Below are 19,606 nucleotides of genomic sequence, written 5' to 3' on the forward strand. Positions count from 1 at the left end.
CAGTTATCGGCGAACTGAATGGAGCGCGATCGCCCCCGCGCCCGGTCCGCCGCCTCATCCCCGATGGGCGGTGTGCCAGCAACCTCTTTCGCCGCGAGTTCGGTTGCCTGCTCACCGCCGGCCGGCGTACGCCCGATAGGCGCGCGATCAGGACGCGCCGACTCGACGCCGAATGACGGTCAGGACGCGCCGACTCGACACCAGATGACGGTCAGGACGCGCCGACTCGACCCGGGTGACAACGGTGTCATTCGCCCGACGTCGTGCTCGTCGACCGGTCACCGACCGCGCGGCGGCGCCGGTCCCGCACCACGCGCACGACCATCGTCGACGCCACGACGAGCAGGAGACTCGCCGAGATCGCCACCGGGAGCGCGGTCCCGGCCCGGAGGGTGAACGCCCCGACCACGGCGCCGGCGAACATCGTGCCCACCGCCCCGGCCCTGCGCAGCGTCGTGGCGCGTCCCGCGGTGCCGCCGGTCCACGCCGCCTCGGCGAACAACCCCGCGAGCGTCGACGTCACCACCACGGTCGACACGTCGCCCACCGCGACCCGACGGGCAGCGACGGCCTGGGCGCCCATCGCGCCCCCGAGGGCGCCGGCGAGCAGGTCGAACACGGTCGCTCCGGGGTCGACTAGGCGGAGCACGACGGCGCAGCCACCGACCGTGAGCGCGCAGGTCATCAGCAGGCTCGCGGCCACCACGTCGGCGTTGGGGCGAGCGTGGTGCCCACGCTGCACGGTTCCGGCCAGGATGGCGCCCATCGCGAAGCCCACGAGCGCGACGGCGGCGCGGAGCAGCGGCACGTCCTCGGCCTCGGCGAGCCCGAGGCCGACGAAGATCACGTTGCCGGTCATGTTGGCGGTGAAGACCTGGTCGAGCCCGAGGTAGGTCGCGGCGTCCAGCACGCCGGTGCCGAACGAGAGCACCAGCATCGCCGCCGTGGAGAGGCCGTCCGCGCCGACCGGGCGCGCTGCCCCGCTCACCGGGTGTGCCGCCGCAGATAGCCGTCGAGGGAGTTGCGCACATGCTGCCGCATCAGCCCGGCCGCCTTGCGCGGGTGCCCGGCGAGGACGGCCTCCGCGATCTCCCCGTGCTCCTGCCACGAGTGCTCGCCGCGGGCTGCCACGTCCATGCCGTAGAGCCACTCGACCTTGCCGCCGATCTGGCGCAGCAGGCCGAGCAGCGAGGCGTTCCCCGCGAACTCGGCGATCGCCAGGTGGAACCGGGTGTTGAGCGGCGGCAGGTCGGTGCGTCCGGGCACCTCCAGGCCACTGCGGCCCGCGGCCACCAGGTCGCGCAGCAGGTCGGCGAACTGTTGCACCTCGTCGTCCCCCTGCGCCCGGCAGCGCTCCGCGGCCCGCCGCGCCGTCAGCTCCTCGATCGTGCTGCGCACGGCGAAGATGTCGGCCGCCTCGTCGCTGTCCAGGTGTGCCACCCGGACGCCGGCGTAGGCGACGCTGGTGACGAAGCCCTCCGCCTCGAGGTGGCGAAGCGCCTCGCGCACCGGCACCCGCGAGACGTCGTACGCCTCGCACAGCTCCGACTCGGTCAACCGGGTCCCCGCCGGGTGGGTGCCGTCCACGATGTCGGCGCGCAGCGCCCGGCGCACCTGGTCGGCGCGCCGGCTCACCCGTGCCTCACGAGAACACCCCGGCTCCCGGGATCGCGTCCAGCAGCTCGCGGGTGTAGTCGGACGACGGTCGCTCGAAGACGTCGTCGACGGCTCCGGTCTCGACGAGCCGGCCCTGCTGCATCACGACCACGTCCTGGGCGACCAGCCGCACCACCGCGAGGTCGTGGGTGATGAACAGGTAGGAGAGGCCGAGGTCGCGCTGCAGGTCGGCGAGGAGCGTGAGGATCTGGTCCTGCACCAGCACGTCGAGCGCAGACACCGCCTCGTCGCACACCACCAGACGCGGGTTGAGCGCCAGCGCGCGGGCGATCGCCACGCGCTGCCGCTGGCCCCCGGAGAGCTCGTTGGGGTGGCGCTGGGCCACCGAGTGCGGCAGCGCGACGTGGTCGAGCAGCTCGGCCACCCGGGCCCGCCGCGACCGCCGGTCGCCGACGCCGAAGACCCGCAGCGGTTCGTCGACGACGTGCTCGACGGTGAACATCGGGTCGAGCGAGGCGTAGGGGTCCTGGAAGACCGGCTGCATCGCGCGACGGATCGCCCGTCGCTTCGCTCCCCTGGCCGCCGCCACGTGGGCGCCGTCCACCCGCACCTCCCCACCGGTGGGCGTGACCAGCCCGAGCACCATCCGGGCCACGGTGGTCTTGCCCGAGCCCGACTCCCCCACGACCGCCGTCGTCGTGCCCGCGGGCACCTCGAACGACACGTCGTCGACGGCGGTGAGCCGGCCCCGCCGGCCGCGCAGGTGGTACTCCTTCGTGAGGTGCTCGACGGCGAGGATCGGCGCCGTCTCGCCGTCGGTCGGGCCGGCGTTCGAGCCGGCGTTCGGGAGATCGGCGGACGACCCGTCCCGGGTGGCGGTCCGGAGGCCGGCGGGTGCTGCCCCGGCCGCGACTCGGGCGCTGGCCACCGACGGTGCTGCCGCCACGAGGCGCTGGGTGTACTCGTGCTGGGGGTGACGCAGCAGCTCGCGTGCCGGTCCCTGATCGACGATGCGGCCCTGCGACATCACCACGACCCGGTCGGCGCGGTCGGCCGCGAGCCCGAGGTCGTGGGTGACGAGCAGCATGGACGCGCCCCGCTCGGCCCGCAGCGTCTCGAGGTGGTCGAGGATCGTGCGTTGCACCGTCACGTCGAGCGCGGACGTGGGCTCGTCGGCGATCAGCAGGTCGGGCTCGCAGGCCAGCGCGATGGCGATGAGCACCCGCTGGCGCATGCCGCCGGAGAACTCGTGGGGGTACTGGCGGCTGCGCCGCTCGGCGTCCGGGATGCCCGCCTCGCCGAGGAGCTCCACCGCGCGACGCCGGGCCTCGCGTCGTGAGGCGAGTCGGTGGGCGACCAGGGTCTCGGCGACCTGCTGGCCCACCCGGGTGGCCGGGTTGAGGTTGGACATCGGGTCCTGCGGCACCAGCCCGACCTGTCGCCCGCGGAGCCGGCGCAGCCGTCGCTCGTCGGCGTAGGTGACGTCCTCGCCCCGGAACTCGATGCGTCCGCGGGTCACGGCGCCGCCGCCGGGGAGCAGGTTGATCACGGCCGCCGCGGTCGTGGACTTGCCCGACCCCGACTCGCCGACCAGGGCCACCCGCTCCCCCTCGGCGACGGTGAGGTCGACGCCGTGCAGCGCGGGCGTGCCGTGATAGCTCACCTCGAGGTCGGTGATCCGCAGCAGCGGCGGCGCCGACTCCGGTGCTGGGTCGGTGGCGGTCGCCGGTGCTGCCTGTGGTGCGGTCTCAGCGTCCGACGGCATAGCCCTGCGCTCCTCTCGGGTTGGCGGCGGCCTCGAGGAGGCCGGTCGCCGGGTCGCGGGCGACGGCCGAGAGCCGGCCGAGCGTCCAGTCGCCGGCGCGGGTCACGACGTGGCCCCGGCGCTCGAGGTCGGCGATGACCTCCTCGCCGAGCCGGTCCTCCACGACCGCGCCGCCCGGCGTCCACGTGCGCGGCCAGAACGAGCCGGGCATCGAGGTGGTGTGCAGGGCGGGTGCGTCGATCGCCTGCTGCGGCGAGTAGCCGCCGCGCAGCACCCGCAGCAGGTAGAGCAGCTGCCACTGGTCCTGCTGGTCGCCGCCGGGGGTGCCGAGGGCGCACCACGGCCGGCCGTCGCGCAGCACCAGGGTGGGGCTCAGGGTCGTACGCGGGAGCCTCCCCGGGCGCAGCGCCGACGGCGCCCGTTCGTCGAGCCAGGTCATCTGCAGCCGGGTGCCGAGGCAGAACCCCAGCTCGGGGATCGTCGGCGAGGACTGCAGCCAGCCCCCGGAGGGCGTCGCCGAGACGATGTTGCCCCACCGGTCGACGACGTCGAGGTGGCAGGTGTCGCCGCGGCGGACGTCGCCCACCGCGCCGACGGTCGGCTCCCCCACGGCTGCCGCGCCGGCCTCGTCGGGCGCCTCGGTGAGCAGCGGTGGGAGGTAGACCGGCGTGGAGCCCACGTCGCCCGGCCGGTAGTCGTGGGAGGCCGCCTCGCCGATCAGCGCGCGGCGCTCGGCCGCGTAGGCGGGTGAGAGCAGCACGTCGAGGGGTACGCCGGGGCCGTCCGCAGGGTCGCCGTAGTGGGCGTCGCGGTCGGCCAGCGCGAGCTTGAGCGCCTCCAGCACCCGGTGGGCGCCGGCGCCGGTGGACGGGTCGACCTCGTCGTCGGCGAAGCCGGCGAGGATCGCGAGCGCCTGCAGCAGCACCGGGCCCTGGCCCCAGGCGCCGGTCTTGCAGACCGTGACGCCGTGGACGTCGAGGGTCGCCGGCTCCTCGTAGCCGGCGCGCCAGGCGGCCATGTCGGCGCGGGCGAGCACACCGGCGTGGTCGGCGCCGTCGCTGTGGCGGTGCGGGGTCGCGACGAAGGCCTCGACCGCCTCGGCCACGAACCCGCTCCCCCACGCATCACGGGCCGCCTCGATGCGGCCCTCGCGGTCGGGCGCGCCGGCGCCCGCACCGACCAGTCGGCGCAAGGTGGTGGCGTACGCCGTCAGCCGGACGACGTCGCCGGCGCCGGGCGGTCGTCCCTCGGACAGCCAGAGGTCGGCCGAGGTGGGCCAGTGCTCGCGGAACAGCTCCGCGGTGGCGGCCACGGTCTGCGCCGCGCGCGCGGAGATCTGGTGGCCCTCCTCGGCGTACTCGATCGCCGGTGCGAGGACGTCGGCGAGCTCCCAGGTGCCGTGGTCGCGCAGGAGCAGCAGCCACGCGTCGACGGCGCCGGGCACGGCCGCGGCCAGCGCACCCGTGCCGGGCACGAGGTCGAGGCCCTCGGCCCGGTAGTGCTCGATGCTCGCGCCGGCGGGGGCCGGTCCCTGGCCGACCAGCACCCGCGGGCGGGGGTCGTCGGCGGTGGCGAAGAGGCCCGTCATGTCGCCACCGGGGCCGTTGAGGTGGGGCTCGACCACGTGGAGCACGAACCCGCCCGCGACCGCGGCGTCGAAGGCGTTGCCGCCGCGCTCGAGCACGGACTGCGCGACCGCGCTCGCGATCCAGTGGGTGGAGGCACACATGCCGAACCTGCCGCGCAGCGTGGGCCTCGTGGTGTGCTCGGGGGGCGCCACGAAGGCGCCGGGGTCGGCCGTCATCAGCGCCTCCGGGTGGTGGGGTCGAGGGCGTCGCGCAGGGCGTCGCCGAACAGGTTGAAGCCCAGGCAGATCACGGCGATCGTGAGGCCCGGGAAGATCGCCGCGGCCGGCGCGCGGAAGATGTACTGCTGCGCGTCGGAGAGCATGATGCCCAGGCTCGGCGTGGGCGGCTGGATGCCGAGGCCCAGGAAGGACAGCAACGCCTCGCCGATCACGGCGACCGGCATGATGACGGTGGCCTGCACGATCAACGCCGACGCCGCGTTGGGCAGCACGTGCTGCCACAGGATCCGGGCCCCGGAGGCGTCGAGGGCGCGGGCCGCGAGCACGAACTCGCGCTCCTTCACGCGCAGCGTCTCGGCCCGCACGACCCGCACCATGGTGGGCACCTGGGCGATGCCGAGCGCGATCGCGGCGTTGTAGACGCTGGGTCCGTTGATGGCCGCGAGCCCGACGGCGACGATGAGGAACGGGAAGGCCAGCGTGAGGTCGGTGAACCGGGACACCACCACGTCGGCCCAGCGCACGTAGCCGGCCAGCAGGCCGAGCGGGGTGCCCACCACGACCGCGAGCAGCACGCTGAGCGCGCCCACGAGCAGCGAGACCCGCGTGCCGTAGACGATGCGCGAGAGGATGTCGCGGCCGAGGTCGTCGGTGCCGAACAGGAAGCCGTCGGTGAAGGCGCGCTGGAACGGGAGGTCGAAGTGCACCTCCTCCGGCGGGTAGGGCGCGATCAGGGGCGCCAGCACCGCGGTCAGCACGACCAGCAGGAGCAGCGCCCCGCCCACCACCCCGAGCGGGTTGCGCGCGAGCTGGCGCAGCACCTGGCCGCGCTGCTGACCCAGGTCGACGTCGTCGACGGTGACGACGGGTGTGGCCTCGCTCATCGGTTCCCTCCTGCCACGCGGATGCGGGGATCGATCACCGAGTAGAGGACGTCGATCGCCAGGTTGATGACGATGTAGGCGAACGTCGTGACCAGCACGACCGCCTGGATCACCGGGTAGTCGCGGGTGAAGACGCTGTCGAGGGTGAGCTTGCCGAAGCCGGGCAGACCGAAGATCCGCTCGGTCACCACGGCTCCGGACACCAGCCCGCCGAGCTGCAGGCCGATGATGGTGACGACCACGATGAGCGAGTTGCGCAGCGCGAACCGGGTGAGCACGCTGCGCGCGGGCATCCCCTTGGCGCGTGCGGTGCGTACGTAGTCGGCGGAGAGCGTGTCGAGCATCGACGAGCGGGTCTGGCGCATGATGACGGCGGCCAGCGCGGTGCCGAGCACGAGCGCGGGCAACGTCAGGTAGTAGAGACCCCGCAGCGGCTCCTCGCTGACCGGCACGTAGCCGGACGCCGGGAACCAGCGCAGACCCACCGCCAGGTAGAGGATCGCCAGGATCCCGAGCCAGAAGCTCGGCACCGACAGGCCGACGAGGGTGAAGCCGTTGGCCAGCCACTCCGGCCAGCGACCACGGTGGACCGCGGCCGCGACCCCGGCGCCGACTCCCACCACGACGGCCACCACGACGGCGTAGAGGCTGAGCCACAGCGTGACCGGCAGCGTCGTGCCGAGGAGATCGGTGACCGGTATGCCCGTGGCGATCGAGGTGCCGAGGTCGCCCTGGACCAGGTTCTTCACGAACGTGCCGTACTGCACGAGCAGCGAGTCGTCGAGACCGAGCTCGGCGCGCACCGCCGCCAGCGTGGCCGGGTCGGCCTCCTCCCCCGCGGCGGCGAGGGCAGGGTCGCCCGGCAGGGCGCGTACCCCCCAGAACACCACGACGGAGGCGAGGAACATCGTGACCAACGCCTGTGCCAGGCGCCCGAGCAGGTAGCGCACCATCACGAGCCCCCGTCCGTCACGAAGCCCGCCCGGCTCAGGCGCACCACCCCGTCGCCGTACGTGCTGACGCCGGCGATGTCCTCGGAGTAGCCGGTGAGGTTGCGCTGCCGGTAGAGGTAGACGATCGGGTCGGCCTCGTGCACGAGGGTGACCACCTGTCCGTAGAGGTCGGCGCGACGGTCGGTGTCGACCTCGCGGGCCGCCCGCTCGAGCAGGGCGTCGACGCGCTCGTCGCTGAATCCGGAGTAGTTGTTGGCCTGGCCGGTGGAGAGGAAGGAGAACATGTTGCCGTGCGGGTCGATGCGGCCCGACCAGCCGAGCTGGAGGATCTCGAAGTCGCCGCCGGTCTGGTCGTCGAGCAGCGTCGTGTACTCGACGGGCTCGAGCTCGATGTCGAACCCGCCGGCCGAGACGCTGCCCTGGATCGCCTGCGCCAGGCGGAGCGTGTCCGGGGTGTTGGAGACCTTCATGGTGAGCTGCACCGGTGTCTCGACGCCGGCCTCGTCGAGGAGCTCGCGTGCCCGCTCGGGGTCGAAGGGCGGGCACTCGTTGCTGGCCTCGGTGGCGTAGACGGTGTCGGGCGAGATCGGCGAGCAGGCTGGCTCGAACCAGTTGTCGAACACCGAGTTGACCAGCGCCTCGCGGTCGAGCGCGAGCTCGAACGCCTCCCGCACCCGGGGGTCGCTGGCCACCGGTGTGTCGATCCTGCCGGGGGGCGTGCCGACGCCGTCGGTGTTGCCGAGGTTGAACGTGATGCCCTGGTAGCCCAGCGATCCGGTCTGCAGCAGGCCGATGCCCGGCTCGCGCTCGAGGGTCTCGATCGTGGTCGGCGACACCGTGTCGATCACGTGCACGTCGCCGGACTGCAGGTTGGCGGCGCGGATGTTGGCGTCGGTCATGATGCGGTAGGTGATCGTGTCGAGGTGCACCTCGTCGGCCGCGTAGTACTCCGGGTCGCGCTCCACCACGATCGAGGTCGCCGGCACCCGCTCGACGAACCGGAACGGACCCACGCACGCCGGCGAGGTGCCGAAGTCGTCGCCGAGGTCGTCGAGGGCGCGCGGGCTCATGATCATGCCCGCTCGGTCGGCCAGCGACGCGGTGACGGGCGCGAACGGCGTCTCGTACCTCAGCTCGACGGTGCTGTCGTCGACGGCGACCACGCTCTCGACCGGGCCCATCTCGGCCGCGCGGGCCGAGTCCTCCTTCTCGAGGTGGCGCTCCAGGGTGCGCTTCACCGCATCGGCGTCGAACGGCGTCCCGTCGGCGAAGGTGACGCCCTGCCGCAGCGGGATCCGCACGGTGCGGCCGGCGTCGTCGAGCTCGGGGAGCTCGGTGGCGAGCTGGGGCACGATGCGCCCGTCGGCGTCGATGTCGTAGAGCTTCTCGCAGATCGAGCTCATCACGTAGCGCGTGTAGAGCGACGAGGACGTGGTCGGGTCCAGCACGTCGGGATCGGCCGAGAGGCCCATCACCAGGTCGCCGCCGTCGGCCAGGGACACGGCCTCGATGGGGACGCTCGAGACGTCCTTGCGCTCCGGCGTCTCGCCCCGCGGCTGCACCGCGTAGCACGCGGACAGCAGCACCGCGAGGAGGCCGGCGAGGACGAGCGAGGACGGGCGCCGTAGCCGCGACGGGCGGGGGGCGCATTGGGGTGGACGGTGGTGCGGCATCCGAGTCTGCCTGGACGTCACGGTGAGTCTCCCGAGAGGGTGCGGTCACACGGACTTCTTGTATACGACTTTGTATACGATCCTTGTGTAACACCGGGCCCGTGGGCTCGTCAACGCCTCGCTTGCGCTGCAGGCCGGCGTCAGGCGGACTTGCCGTACTTCTTGTGCATCGCCTGCTTGCTCACACCCAGCAGCGTGCCGATCTCGGCCCAGGTGAACCCCTGGACCCGCGCGCGGCGCACCGCGACCGCCTCGGCGGCGGCCAGCTCGTGCTTGGCGCGGGCGATGCGCACCAGCTCGTCGAGCGGCCCCCCCTCCCCCGGCTCGCCAGGCTCCTCGGCGTCGATGGCTGTCCTCATGCGTCAACTGTGATTGACCAGGCCTGAGTTGTCAACCCTTGTTGACGGCTCCCGGCTGGTCCTGCGTCAGGTGCAGCAGCCACTGCGTGCCGCCGGTGTGGATGAGCGCATAGCGGCGTACGCCCTCGCGCCCGTGGAGGGAGAACACCATCCGGCGGCCGTCGCGGTCGTGCTCCTCCCACGTGCCGGTGTCGGCGACGGACTTGTGCTCGTCCTCGTAGGCGAGGTGGTCCAGGTCGTGGTCGTCCACCGCGATGGCGAGCCGGTCGCGGCGGCTGTCGTCCGGCAGCCCCTTGGGCACCGCCCAGCTGCGCAGCACGCCCTCCTCCTCGAGTCGGAGGTCGAAGTGCGGGCGCGGGCGCCGGTGGTCGTGCAGCACGAACCTCACCGGCTCACTCCAGGCGCCGGACCTGGTAGGTCCCGACGGTCGTCGCCACGACCTCCCCGGCGGCGTCCGTGAGCGTTGCCTCCAGCGCGAACTCGCCGCGGCCGGACGCCAGCGCGTCGGCCCGCACCCGCGCCGCCTCCTCCTGCGACAGCGACGCCGTGGCACGCACCACGCCCATCGCCGGACGACGGAAGCGGATCGTCGACTCCTTGACGAGCGGCACGAAGCCGGCGAGCTCGCCCTCGAGGTCGAAGGTCGCCAGGCTGAGCAGCCCGCCCAGCATCTCGGCGACGCTGAACAGCGACCCGGCGTAGGTCACGCCGAAGTGGTTGACGTTGGGCTCGGGCGGCATCTCGGCCACCGCGTGCCCCGCGCGGACCTCGACGACACGGATGCCCATGGCCTCCAGGATCGGGACCGAGCCGATGCCCTGGACTGCCTCCACTCTCAACGTATAGGCCATCGGGGGCCTTGCCGCAAGACCCCGGTCGGCCTGCACACTGCACGGCGTGATGCCGCTAGGACGCCCGTACGAGGCCCTCCCCGACACCGTTCCCGACACCTTCCCCTTCGCGCTTCCCGAGGCGCTCGCCGCCAAGGCGGACCCCGCCCTCATCGACAGCGACCGCATGCACTTCGCCCGCATCGCCCACGCGCTCGAGCGGGCGATCGCCGACCTCGAGGGCAGGCTCGCCGAGACCCGAGCGGCCCCGGCGCGCCACGGCACTGCCGCCCTCGAGCGCGACCAGGAGGTGCACCGACTGTCGTCACGACTGCGCGCGCTGCGCCGCTACGACCTCGACCTCTGCCTGGGCCGGATCGTGCACGCGGGGCGCGACGAGCCGACGTACGTCGGGCGCCTCGGGCTGGCGGACGCCGGCGGCCGGCGGTTGCTCGTCGACTGGCGCTCCCCCGCGGCCGAGCCGTTCTTCGCCGCGACCCACGCCCACCCGCAGGGCCTGGAGAGCCGGCGCCGCTACCGGTGGTCGGGCGGACGGATCGTCGACTTCTGGGACGAGGCCTTCACCGAGGAGGCGCTGCGCCACGCGGCCGCCCTCGACGACCAGTCGGCCTTCGTCGCGACGCTGGGCGGCAGTCGTACGCCCCGCATGCGCGACGTCCTCGCCACGATCCAGGCCGACCAGGACGCCATCATCCGGGCCGGGTCGCGCGGCGCGCTGGTCGTCGACGGCGGTCCCGGCACGGGCAAGACCGTGGTCGCGCTGCACCGCACCGCCTACCTCCTCCACGCCGACCCGCGGCTGGGTCACCGGCGCGGCGGCGTGCTCTTCGTCGGCCCGCACCAGCCCTACCTCGCCTACGTCGGCGACGTGCTGCCGAGCCTGGGCGAGGAGGGCGTGCAGACGTGCACGATCGCCGATCTCGTGCCCGACGCGGCCTCCGGCCCGGAGTGCGACCCACGCGTCGCCTCGCTCAAGGCCGACCTGTGCATGGTCGCGGCGATCGAGCCTGCCGTCGCGCTCTACGAGGAGCCGCCCACGGAGTCCTCCCTGGTCGAGACCCCGTGGGTGGACGTCCGGATCACCGCCGCCGAGTGGGCGGAGGCGTTCGCCTCCCCCGACCCCGGCACGCCCCACAACCTGGCCCGCGACGACGTGTGGGAGGCGGTCCTGACGATCCTGGTCGACAAGGTGGCCGACGAGCTGGAGGACCTCTCCCCCGACGACCTGCGCCGCGTCCTCGACCGCCATGCCGGGCTGCGCGACACGTTCGACCGGGCGTGGCCGATCATCGAGCACACCGACCTCGTCGGCGACCTGTGGACGGTGCCGGCCTACCTGCGCCACTGCGCGCCGTGGCTGGCTCCCGACGAGGTGCGCGCGCTGCGACGCGAGGACCCCGAGGCATGGACCGACGCCGACCTCCCGTTGCTCGACGCGGCCCGGCTCCGGCTCGGGGACCCCCACGCCTCGAGCCGTCGGCGTCGTACCGCCGTCGCCGAGGCACGCGAGCGGGCGCGGATGGACGGGGTGATCGACGACCTCCGCACGACCGCCCGCGAGTCCGGTGCCGACGACTACGGCGAGGGGCTGGTGTCGATGCTCGTGCACGACGACCTCCAGAGCGCGCTGGTCGACGACGCGGCCCTGCCCGACGCCGACGTGGACCGCCTGGCCGGTCCGTTCGCCCACATCGTGGTCGACGAGGTGCAGGAGCTCAGCGACGCCGAGTGGGCGATGCTGCTGCGGCGCTGCCCCTCGCGCAGCCTCACGATCGTCGGCGACCGTGCGCAGGCGCGCCACGGCTTCGGCGAGTCGTGGGTCGAGCGCCTGGCTCGGGTCGGTCTGCCCGAGGTCACCGTGGCGCCGCTGACGGTCAACTACCGCACCCCTGCCGAGGTGATGGCCGAGGCGGAGCCGGTCATCCGGGCCGCGCTCCCGGAGGCCAACGTGCCCACGTCGATCCGCGAGAGCGGGATCCCGGTCCTCCACGCGCCCGTCGAGGAGCGCGACGCGATCATCGGCGCGTGGCTCGCCGAACACGCCGAGGGCACCGCCGTCGTGGTCGGTGATCCGACGTACGCCGACTCGGCGCGCGTCCGCTCGCTGCCGCCGCAGCTGGTCAAGGGCCTCGAGTTCGACCTGGTGGTGCTGGTCGACCCGGACCGGCTCGGCGACGGTGTCGGGGGCGCGGTGGACCGCTACGTCGCGATGACGCGCGCCACGCAGCGCCTGGTGGTGCTCACGCCGTGATGTTCGGGGCACACGGCGCATCGAACACACTTGCGAATAATGCAGGTGGACGCTACTCTGGGGGAACGCTTCACGAGGTCCATGGCTCCAGGGCAGTGCCCGGGCTGTGGCTGGTGGGGGCGAGTTGCGAGGGTGACGTGATAGCCCGGTGATCCGGGCCTCCAGGAGCGACGACCGTTCAGCAGCCGCGCGTGTGCGCGGTGGACCGTCGTTGTCGCGAGAGGGGGCCGATCGTGTCGCACCCGATCATGGCTGCGGTGGGTGAGGTGAGGTCGTCGCTGAAAGCGGTCGCCGATGCCAGTCCGACGTTCATGACCACCGCCGACAAGGCCAGCGCGTTGAGCGAGCTGGCGCGGGCCGAGGGTCAGCTGGTCGAGCTGCGCCTGCGGATCCTCGCCGACGCCGGTGACCTTGCCGCCGAGACGGCGGCGAAGGACGCGGCCGGGTGGCTGGCGCAGCACACGCGCACCCGTTTCACCGACGCGCGCGCCGACCTTCGCCTGGCCCACGCGCTCGACCGGCGCCACCCGGTGCTGGCGGCGGCGATGCGGGACGGCGCGGTGAGTCTCGCGCAGGCACAGGTCATCCAGCGCGCCCTGACCGCCCTGCCGGAGGCGGTCGACGCCGAGACGGTGTCGCTGGCCGAGGCCCACCTGGTCCAGCGCTCCGCGGAGTTCGGGCCCAAGGCGCTCGGCCGGATCGGGCACCGGATCCTCGACGTCGTGGCTCCCGAGGTCGCCGAGCAGGCAGAGTCCGCCCGCCTCGCCGACCTGGAGGCCCACGCCGAGCAGCAGACCCGCCTGATGCTGCGGCGTCTCGGCGATGGCACGACCCGCATCTCCGGTCGCATCCCGGACGCCGCCGCCACCCGGCTCGCGACCTACCTCGAAGCGTTCGCCAACCCTCGCCTGGCCTCCGCAGCTGGCAACGGTCGTGGCGCTGGCTCGACGACGGATGGGGGGGTGCTCGCCCGTCTGCCCTATCCGCGCCGGCTGGGTCAGGCGTTCATCCAGCTCCTGGAGTCCCTCGACCCCACCCGCCTGCCGGTCCACGGCGGCGACGCCACCACACTGGTGGTCACCATCACCCTCGACGCGCTACGAGCCGACCTCGCGACCGCCGACCTCACCGGTGCGGGCCTCGTGCCCGGCGACGACCTCACCGGCGACCAGGTCACCGCCGCCCACGCCCGCAGGCTGGCGTGCACCGCGAAGATCCTGCCCGCCGTCCTCGCCGGCGACAGCCTCCCGATCGACCTCGGCCGAGCCCGCCGCCTCTTCACCCCCGCCCAGCGCAAGGCACTCCTGGTGCGCGACCGCACGTGCCGCGCTCAAGGGTGCGACACCCCGGGCACCTGGTGCGAGGCCCACCACCTCACCCCGTGGCAGCACGGCGGGCCCACCGACCTGGCCAACGCCATCCTGCTGTGCAGCCACCATCACCACCGAGCCCACCACACCGGCCACCGCACAGACCGACTCCCCAACGGCGACCTCCGCTTCCACCCGCGCAGATAGCCGAGCTCGCCACCGAGCACCGACTCGGACGCCGGGGAGCAGCCAGCCCATCGACACCCGCACCGGGCCCGTGGAGGAGCAGCATCACGCGCCGACGTAGGCGGCGAGGTGCGTGCCGGTGAGGGTGGGCTCCTTCGCTGCCACCAGCTCGGCCGGCGGTCCCTCGAAGACGATCGTGCCGCCGTCGTGGCCCGCGCCTGGGCCGAGGTCGATGATCCAGTCGGCGTGGGCCATCACGGCCTGGTGGTGCTCGATCACGATGACCGACTTGCCGGAGTCGACGAGGCGGTCGAGGAGGCCGAGCAGGTTGGCCACGTCGGCGAGGTGCAGGCCGGTGGTCGGCTCGTCGAGGATGTAGACGTCACCCTTCTCCCCCATCTGCGTGGCCAGCTTGAGCCGCTGGCGCTCACCGCCGGACAGCGTGGTGAGCGGCTGGCCCAGCGAGAGGTAGCCCAGCCCCACGTCGACCAGCCGCTCGAGGATCTTCACGGCCGCCGGGATCCGGGCCTCCCCCTCGCCGAAGTGGGCGAGGGCGTCGACCACCGACATCTCGTGCACCTCGGCGATGTCCTTGCCGCCGAGCGTGTACTCGAGGACCTCCGCCTTGAAGCGTCGGCCCTCGCACTCCTCGCACGGCGACTCGACCGTCGCCATCGGGCCGAGCTCGGTGAAGATCACGCCCGCGCCGTTGCAGGTCGGGCACGCCCCCTCGGAATTGGAGCTGAACAGGGCGGGCTTGACGCCGTTGGCCTTGGCGAAGGCCTTGCGGATCGGCTCCAGCAGGCCGGTGTAGGTCGCCGGGTTGCTGCGCCGCGAGCCCTTGATCGCGCCCTGGTCGATGACGATCACCTCGTCGCGGCCGGCGAGCGAGCCGTGGATGAGCGAGCTCTTGCCGGATCCGGCCACCCCGGTGACCACCGTCAGCACGCCGAGCGGGACGTCGACGTCGACGTCGCGCAGGTTGTGGGTCGAGGCGCCACGCACCTCCATCACGCCGCTCGCCTCGCGCAACGACTCCTTGAGCCGCGCCCGGTCGTCGAGGTGCCGGCCGGTGATCGTGTCGCTGGCGCGGAGGCCGTCCACGTCGCCCTCGAAGCAGATCGTGCCGCCCGCGGCGCCCGCGTCGGGACCGATGTCGACGACGTGGTCGGCGATCGCGATCGTCTCCGGCTTGTGCTCGACGACCAGCACGGTGTTGCCCTTGTCGCGCAGCTGCAGCAGCAGGTTGTTCATCCGCTCGATGTCGTGCGGGTGCAGCCCGATGGTGGGCTCGTCGAAGACGTATGTGACGTCGGTCAGCGACGACCCGAGGTGCCGGATCATCTTGGTGCGCTGGGCCTCGCCGCCCGACAGCGTGCCGGCGGGACGGTCGAGGGAGAGGTAGCCCAGCCCGATCTCGGAGAACGAGTCGAGCAGGTGCTGGAGGCCCTTGAGCAGCGGCGCCACCGACGGCTCGTCGAGCTCGCGCACCCACTCGGCGAGGTCGCTGATCTGCATCTGGCACACGTCGGCGATCGACTTGCCCCTGATCGTGGACTTCCGTGCCTCGGGGGTGAGCCGCGTGCCCTCGCACTCCGGGCAGGTCTGGAAGGTGACCGCCCGGTCGACGAAGCGGCGGATGTGCGGCTGCATCGCCTCGGGATCCTTGGAGAGCATCGACTTCTGGATCTGCGGGATCATGCCGGTGAAGGTGAGGTTGACGCCCTCGACCTTGATCTTGGTCGGCTCCGACCACAGCATCGTCTCGAGCTGCTTCTTGGTGAACGACTTGATGGGCTTGTCCATCGGCAGTCCCATGCCCTCGAATAGCCGGCCGTACCACCCGTCCATCGAGTAGCCGGGCACGGTGAGGGCGCCGTCGTTGAGCGACTTCTCAGCGTCGTAGAGCGCCGTCAGGTCGATGTCGTTGACCTTGCCCATGCCCTCGCAGCGCGGGCACATGCCGCCGAGGTAGACCTCCTGCTTGGCGATCCGCCGCTCGGTGCGTCCGCCCTTCTCGGTGGTCATCATCCCGCTGGCCTTGCGGGTGGGGACGTTGAAGGAGTACGCGGTCGGCGGGCCGACGTAGGGGTCGCCGAGGCGGCTGTAGAGGATCCGCAGCATCGCGTTGGCGTCGGTGGCGGTGCCGACGGTCGAGCGGGGGTTGGCGCCCATCCGCTCCTGGTCGACGATGATCGCGGTGGTGAGTCCCTCGAGGTGGTCGACGTCGGGCCGGGCGAGGCTCGGCATGAAGCCCTGCACGAACGCGCTGTAGGTCTCGTTGATCATCCGCTGCGACTCCGCCGCGATCGTGGCGAAGACGAGCGAGCTCTTGCCGGAGCCGGAGACCCCGGTGAACACGGTCAGCCGCCGCTTGGGCAGCTCGACGCTGACGTTCTTGAGGTTGTTCTCCCGGGCCCCCTCGACCCTGATCAGCGCGTGGTCGTCGGCCGGGTGCGTGGTCGTCATGCTCTGCGTGTCCCCTGTCTGCTCGCGGACCCGGCGGAACGGGTCTCGTGCCCCTGCAGTGCTGGGGCAATCCTGCCAGTACGACGGCCCGCGCGCCGCCGGTGTGACCGCACCAGCCTCCCGGGTGGGGTGCCGGGTCGGCGGGGCGTGTCACTGTCGGGAGATGAGCACTCACGACGACCCGACCGCCACCGTGGCCGAGATCATGGAGAAGACCGACATCGCGGTGCTGACCTACGTCTCGCTCGACGGCCGGCTGGTCTCCATGCCCATGGGCACCCAGGACTTCGAGGGCCCGGGCACCACCTGGTTCATCACCGAGCGCAGCAGCGACAAGGTGCGTGCCATCGAGGCCGACCCGCGGGTCAACGTCTCCTACTCCAGCAAGGCCGGCTGGGTCTCGCTGGCCGGCACCGCCCACGTCAGCGACGACCGCGCCAAGCTGCGCGAGCTGTGGGACGCCTCGGCCGGCGCCTTCATGTCGGGCGGTCCGGACGACCCCGAGAGCGTGCTGCTGCGCATCGACGGCGACACGGCCGAGTACTGGGAGTCGCCCGGCAAGGTCGCCCTCGTGGTCCAGGTGGCCAAGGGGCTCGTCACCGACGACCGGCCCGACCTGGGCGACAACGACACCGTCCAGCTCTGAGGCCGGCGCCATGCTCGTCGACGCGCACGGTCCCGCTGCCGCCGACGAGGCGTGGCGCCGCTTCACCACCCCCGCGACGTGGTCGTCGTGGGCGCCGTCGATCCGCGAGGTCGAGTCGTCCGACGACGTCCTGGCGCCCGGCACCACCGGCCGGGTGCACGGCCCGCCCGGGGTCGCCGTCGACTTCGAGGTCGTCGGTGTCGACCCCGCCCTGCGGTCGTGGACGTGGCGGGCCGGGCGCGGGGCCGTCGCCACGACGATGGACCACCACGTCCTGCCCGCGCCGGGCGGCGTCAGCCGTGCCGTGCTCCGGGTGCCGCGTCCCGCCGCCGCCGCCCTCCAGCCCTACCGGGTGCCGGCAGGTGCGGCGCTGCGCGGCCTCGTGCGGGAGCCCGGCGGCGAGGGCACGCCCGAGGCGGTCGAGACGTTCGACTTCGCCTTCGCGCCGTCGTACGTCGCGCCCGCGCGCGCCTTCGGCATCACCCCGGCCAGCACCACGGTGGAGGTCGGTCCGCAGTGGCTCTACGTCCGCTTCGGTCCGTGGCGCCTGGTCACCCCGCGCGCCAACCTGGCCGGCGGGCAGCTCACCGGCGGCTTCTCGTGGCTCAAGACCGCCGGTCCCGCCCACCTGTCGGCCGCCGACCGCGGCGTCTCCTTCACGACCAACGGCGAGCGTGCGCTCTGCCTGACGTTCCGGGAAGCGGTCCCCGCCATCGACCCCACCGGCACGATCACCCACCCCGGCGCCACGCTCTCCGTGGCCGACCCGCGCGCGCTGGCCTCGGCGCTCGGTCTCCCGCTGGACGAGTAGGCCCGGATGCGCGACGACCGCGCGTAGCCCGATCCGCGACGCGGCCCCGCGCCGCCGTCGATGGTTCATCAAGGTATGTCGCTGGACCGGCACTTCCCTCGATGAATTGAGGCCGGGAAGTGCGGGTTGGCCTGCATACCTTGATGAAGGCGAAGGCGGAGGCGAAGGCGAAGGCCCGGCCGAGCAGGTGGGGGGACCGTCCGCCGGACGTCCGGGACGGTGACCCGCGCGGACGCCGTGTGGGATAGTCCGTCTGGGCGCGAGGAGCTCGGCGCAGGGCGCTCGCGTCACGGGCGAGGAGGTGCCCCGATGGCAGGTGACGCCACCGGCGTGGCCCTGGCACGGCTGGACACGCTCGCGCGGACATCCGCCCGCCGGCTCGCGCTGGTGGCACCGGGCGTGGCCGGGGCGCTGCTGCTCGCCGCCGTCTCGCTGACGCCGTCCCTGCTCCCGCGCCCACCGCTCTTCCAGGGCATCGTCACGGGTGTCGCCGCGGCGGCGGGATACGGCCTCGGGGTGCTCTGCTCGTGGTGCTGGAGCGCGGTGCGCGACCGGCCCCGGGGCGCCTGGCCGCGCTGGGCCACGACCGCGCTGGCCGTGACCGGCGTGGTGGGCGGGGTGGGAATGCTGCTCCTGGGCGCCCGCTGGCAGCAGGAGGCCCACCGGCTCGCCGGCAGCGAGCCCACGCCCCTCGCGTTCGTGCTGCTCGTGCCGCCGATCGCGTTGCTCGTCGCCGGGCTCGTGCTCGCCGCGGCGCGGGGGCTGCGGGCGCTGACCCGGCGACTCGTCCGGCTGCTCGGGCGCCGGATCGGGCCGAAGGCGGCGCAGGCGCTGGGGGTGGTCGTGGTGGTGGGCCTCGTGGTCACGCTGGTGAGCGGGGTGCTCGCCGACGCCGGCCTGCGCGCCCTCGACGCGTCGTTCGCCGTCGGCGACCTGACGACGCCCGCCTCGGCGCGGCAGCCCGACTCCGCGCTGCGCTCGGGCAGCGACGAGTCGCTGGTCGACTGGGACGACATGGGCCGCGAGGGCCGCGTCTTCGTGGCCGGCGGCCCGACCGCGGAGCAGATCGAGGACGTCGTGGGGACGACCGCGATGGACCCGATCCGCGCCTTCGCCGGCCTCGGCAACGCCGACGACGCCGAGGAGCGGGCGGCGCTCGCCGTCGACGACCTCGAGCGCGCCGGCGGGTTCGACCGCGAGCACCTGCTCGTGGTCACCACGACCGGCACCGGCTGGGTGGAGCCGAGCGCGGCGGCCGGGTTCGAGTACGTCACCGGTGGCGACTCCGCGATCGTCGCGATGCAGTACTCCCACCTGCCGTCCTGGCTGTCGTTCGTCGTCGACGCGAAGCGGGCCCGCGGGGCCGGGCGCGGGCTGTTCGACGCGGTCTACCAGCGGTGGACGACGCTCCCGCCCGATGACCGACCGCGGCTCTACGTCTTCGGCGAGAGCCTGGGCTCCTTCGGCGCCGAGGAGGCGTTCAGCGGCGAGTACGACCTCGCCAACCGCACGAGTGGCGCCCTCTTCGTCGGTCCGCCGAGCTTCAACCGGCTCTGGGGCGAGCTGTCCGACGACCGCGATCCCGGCTCGCCCCAGATCGAGCCGGTCTACCGTGACGGGCGCATCGTCCGGTTCGCCACGCGCGCCGAGAGCCCGCCGCCGTCCGGCCGGCCGTGGGAGGGCAGCCGGGTGCTCTACCTCCAGCACGCGTCCGACCCGGTCACGTGGTGGAGCCCCGACCTGCTCCTGCGACGACCCGACTGGCTGGAGGAGGAGCGCGGAGCGGACGTCCCGAGCGGCGTGCGCTGGGTGCCGCTCGTGACGTTCTTCCAGGTCTCGGCCGACCTGGCGATGGCCTTCGACACCGAGCCCGGCTACGGCCACAACTTCTCGGGCGAGCACGCGGCGGCCTGGGTCCAGCTGGTGCGACCGAGCGGATGGAGCCCGGAGACGACCGAGGAGCTGCGCCGGCTGCTCAGGCGCTGACCGTCGGCCCAGCCCGATGTCACGGCCGGTGTCGCAGC

General features: G+C 73.2%; 16 protein-coding genes. 5 read left to right on the plus strand and 11 right to left on the minus strand.

Annotated elements, in window-relative coordinates; all coding sequences use genetic code 11:
- Nucleotides 1-247: 247 nt before the first annotated feature.
- The 10 genes from AC4H2S_RS10065 to AC4H2S_RS10110 all read right to left on the minus strand — a co-directional run bounded on the left by AC4H2S_RS10065 (nt 248) and on the right by AC4H2S_RS10110 (nt 9,891).
- On the minus strand, nt 248-988 hold the full coding sequence (locus AC4H2S_RS10065) for a YoaK family protein (protein ID WP_491496838.1): 741 nt from the start codon (nt 986-988) through the stop codon (nt 248-250).
- A complete protein-coding gene (locus AC4H2S_RS10070) occupies nt 985-1,635 on the minus strand; it encodes a GntR family transcriptional regulator (RefSeq protein WP_491496839.1) in 651 nt (216 codons plus the stop codon). Before AC4H2S_RS10070 ends, AC4H2S_RS10065 begins: the two co-directional genes overlap by 4 nt.
- Nucleotides 1,636-1,642: 7 nt before the next feature.
- On the minus strand, nt 1,643-3,382 hold the full coding sequence (locus AC4H2S_RS10075; RefSeq protein WP_491496840.1) for a dipeptide ABC transporter ATP-binding protein: 1,740 nt from the start codon (nt 3,380-3,382) through the stop codon (nt 1,643-1,645).
- The gene (locus AC4H2S_RS10080; protein WP_491496841.1) at nt 3,366-5,186 is read right to left on the minus strand and encodes a gamma-glutamyltransferase family protein; all 1,821 of its coding nucleotides are present in this window, start codon (nt 5,184-5,186) and stop codon (nt 3,366-3,368) included. The genes AC4H2S_RS10075 and AC4H2S_RS10080 overlap by 17 nt, the downstream gene beginning before the upstream one ends.
- Nucleotides 5,186-6,073 carry an ABC transporter permease gene (locus tag AC4H2S_RS10085; RefSeq protein ID WP_491496842.1) on the minus strand — a complete coding sequence of 296 codons (888 nt, stop codon included), beginning with the start codon at nt 6,071-6,073 and terminating at the stop codon, nt 5,186-5,188. Before AC4H2S_RS10085 ends, AC4H2S_RS10080 begins: the two co-directional genes overlap by 1 nt.
- Nucleotides 6,070-7,026 carry an ABC transporter permease gene (locus tag AC4H2S_RS10090; protein ID WP_491496843.1) on the minus strand — a complete coding sequence of 319 codons (957 nt, stop codon included), beginning with the start codon at nt 7,024-7,026 and terminating at the stop codon, nt 6,070-6,072. The genes AC4H2S_RS10085 and AC4H2S_RS10090 overlap by 4 nt, the downstream gene beginning before the upstream one ends.
- Nucleotides 7,026-8,612 carry an ABC transporter substrate-binding protein gene (locus AC4H2S_RS10095; protein WP_491496844.1) on the minus strand — a complete coding sequence of 529 codons (1,587 nt, stop codon included), beginning with the start codon at nt 8,610-8,612 and terminating at the stop codon, nt 7,026-7,028. The genes AC4H2S_RS10090 and AC4H2S_RS10095 overlap by 1 nt, the downstream gene beginning before the upstream one ends.
- Before the next feature lie 227 nt (nt 8,613-8,839).
- Entirely contained in the window at nt 8,840-9,058 is a 219-nt protein-coding gene (locus AC4H2S_RS10100) for an RNA polymerase subunit sigma-70 (protein WP_491496845.1), read from the minus strand.
- Nucleotides 9,059-9,089: 31 nt separating this feature from the next.
- Entirely contained in the window at nt 9,090-9,446 is a 357-nt protein-coding gene (locus AC4H2S_RS10105; RefSeq protein ID WP_491496846.1) for a DNA polymerase ligase N-terminal domain-containing protein, read from the minus strand.
- Between the two features lie 4 nt (nt 9,447-9,450).
- The gene (locus AC4H2S_RS10110; protein ID WP_491496847.1) at nt 9,451-9,891 is read right to left on the minus strand and encodes a PaaI family thioesterase; all 441 of its coding nucleotides are present in this window, start codon (nt 9,889-9,891) and stop codon (nt 9,451-9,453) included.
- 67 nt (nt 9,892-9,958) lie between these two features.
- On the opposite strand from AC4H2S_RS10110, the gene helR reads away from it, so the two are divergent.
- Together helR and AC4H2S_RS10120 are read left to right on the plus strand one after the other, a co-directional pair.
- Nucleotides 9,959-12,160 carry an RNA polymerase recycling motor ATPase HelR gene (gene helR, locus AC4H2S_RS10115; protein WP_491496848.1) on the plus strand — a complete coding sequence of 734 codons (2,202 nt, stop codon included), beginning with the start codon at nt 9,959-9,961 and terminating at the stop codon, nt 12,158-12,160.
- A gap of 311 nt (nt 12,161-12,471) precedes the next feature.
- A complete protein-coding gene (locus tag AC4H2S_RS10120) occupies nt 12,472-13,677 on the plus strand; it encodes an HNH endonuclease signature motif containing protein (protein WP_491496849.1) in 1,206 nt (401 codons plus the stop codon).
- A gap of 84 nt (nt 13,678-13,761) precedes the next feature.
- Here the strand turns inward: AC4H2S_RS10120 and AC4H2S_RS10125 are convergent, their stop codons facing one another.
- Nucleotides 13,762-16,125 carry an ATP-binding cassette domain-containing protein gene (locus AC4H2S_RS10125; RefSeq protein WP_491496850.1) on the minus strand — a complete coding sequence of 788 codons (2,364 nt, stop codon included), beginning with the start codon at nt 16,123-16,125 and terminating at the stop codon, nt 13,762-13,764.
- Between the two features lie 163 nt (nt 16,126-16,288).
- Between AC4H2S_RS10125 and AC4H2S_RS10130 the strand changes: the two genes are divergently transcribed.
- The 3 genes from AC4H2S_RS10130 to AC4H2S_RS10140 all read left to right on the plus strand — a co-directional run bounded on the left by AC4H2S_RS10130 (nt 16,289) and on the right by AC4H2S_RS10140 (nt 19,568).
- Nucleotides 16,289-16,771: a pyridoxamine 5'-phosphate oxidase family protein gene (locus AC4H2S_RS10130; protein WP_491496851.1), complete on the plus strand. Its 483-nt coding sequence runs from the start codon at nt 16,289-16,291 to the stop codon at nt 16,769-16,771.
- 10 nt (nt 16,772-16,781) lie between these two features.
- Nucleotides 16,782-17,582: an SRPBCC family protein gene (locus AC4H2S_RS10135; protein WP_491496852.1), complete on the plus strand. Its 801-nt coding sequence runs from the start codon at nt 16,782-16,784 to the stop codon at nt 17,580-17,582.
- A gap of 309 nt (nt 17,583-17,891) precedes the next feature.
- On the plus strand, nt 17,892-19,568 hold the full coding sequence (locus AC4H2S_RS10140; RefSeq protein ID WP_491496853.1) for an alpha/beta hydrolase: 1,677 nt from the start codon (nt 17,892-17,894) through the stop codon (nt 19,566-19,568).
- Nucleotides 19,569-19,606 lie beyond the last annotated feature (38 nt).

This window comes from Nocardioides sp. Z13_37 (assembly GCF_058355585.1).

Coding starts and splice junctions, on each gene's coding strand:
- AC4H2S_RS10075 (WP_491496840.1), bottom strand. CDS start 3,382: ATGCCGTCGGACGCTGAGACCGCACCACAGGCAGCACCGGCGACCGCC.
- AC4H2S_RS10085 (WP_491496842.1), bottom strand. CDS start 6,073: ATGAGCGAGGCCACACCCGTCGTCACCGTCGACGACGTCGACCTGGGT.
- AC4H2S_RS10100 (WP_491496845.1), bottom strand. CDS start 9,058: ATGAGGACAGCCATCGACGCCGAGGAGCCTGGCGAGCCGGGGGAGGGG.
- AC4H2S_RS10080 (WP_491496841.1), bottom strand. CDS start 5,186: ATGACGGCCGACCCCGGCGCCTTCGTGGCGCCCCCCGAGCACACCACG.
- AC4H2S_RS10120 (WP_491496849.1), top strand. CDS start 12,472: ATGACCACCGCCGACAAGGCCAGCGCGTTGAGCGAGCTGGCGCGGGCC.
- AC4H2S_RS10135 (WP_491496852.1), top strand. CDS start 16,782: ATGCTCGTCGACGCGCACGGTCCCGCTGCCGCCGACGAGGCGTGGCGC.
- helR (WP_491496848.1), top strand. CDS start 9,959: ATGCCGCTAGGACGCCCGTACGAGGCCCTCCCCGACACCGTTCCCGAC.
- AC4H2S_RS10130 (WP_491496851.1), top strand. CDS start 16,289: ATGAGCACTCACGACGACCCGACCGCCACCGTGGCCGAGATCATGGAG.
- AC4H2S_RS10090 (WP_491496843.1), bottom strand. CDS start 7,026: ATGGTGCGCTACCTGCTCGGGCGCCTGGCACAGGCGTTGGTCACGATG.
- AC4H2S_RS10140 (WP_491496853.1), top strand. CDS start 17,892: ATGGCAGGTGACGCCACCGGCGTGGCCCTGGCACGGCTGGACACGCTC.
- AC4H2S_RS10125 (WP_491496850.1), bottom strand. CDS start 16,125: ATGACGACCACGCACCCGGCCGACGACCACGCGCTGATCAGGGTCGAG.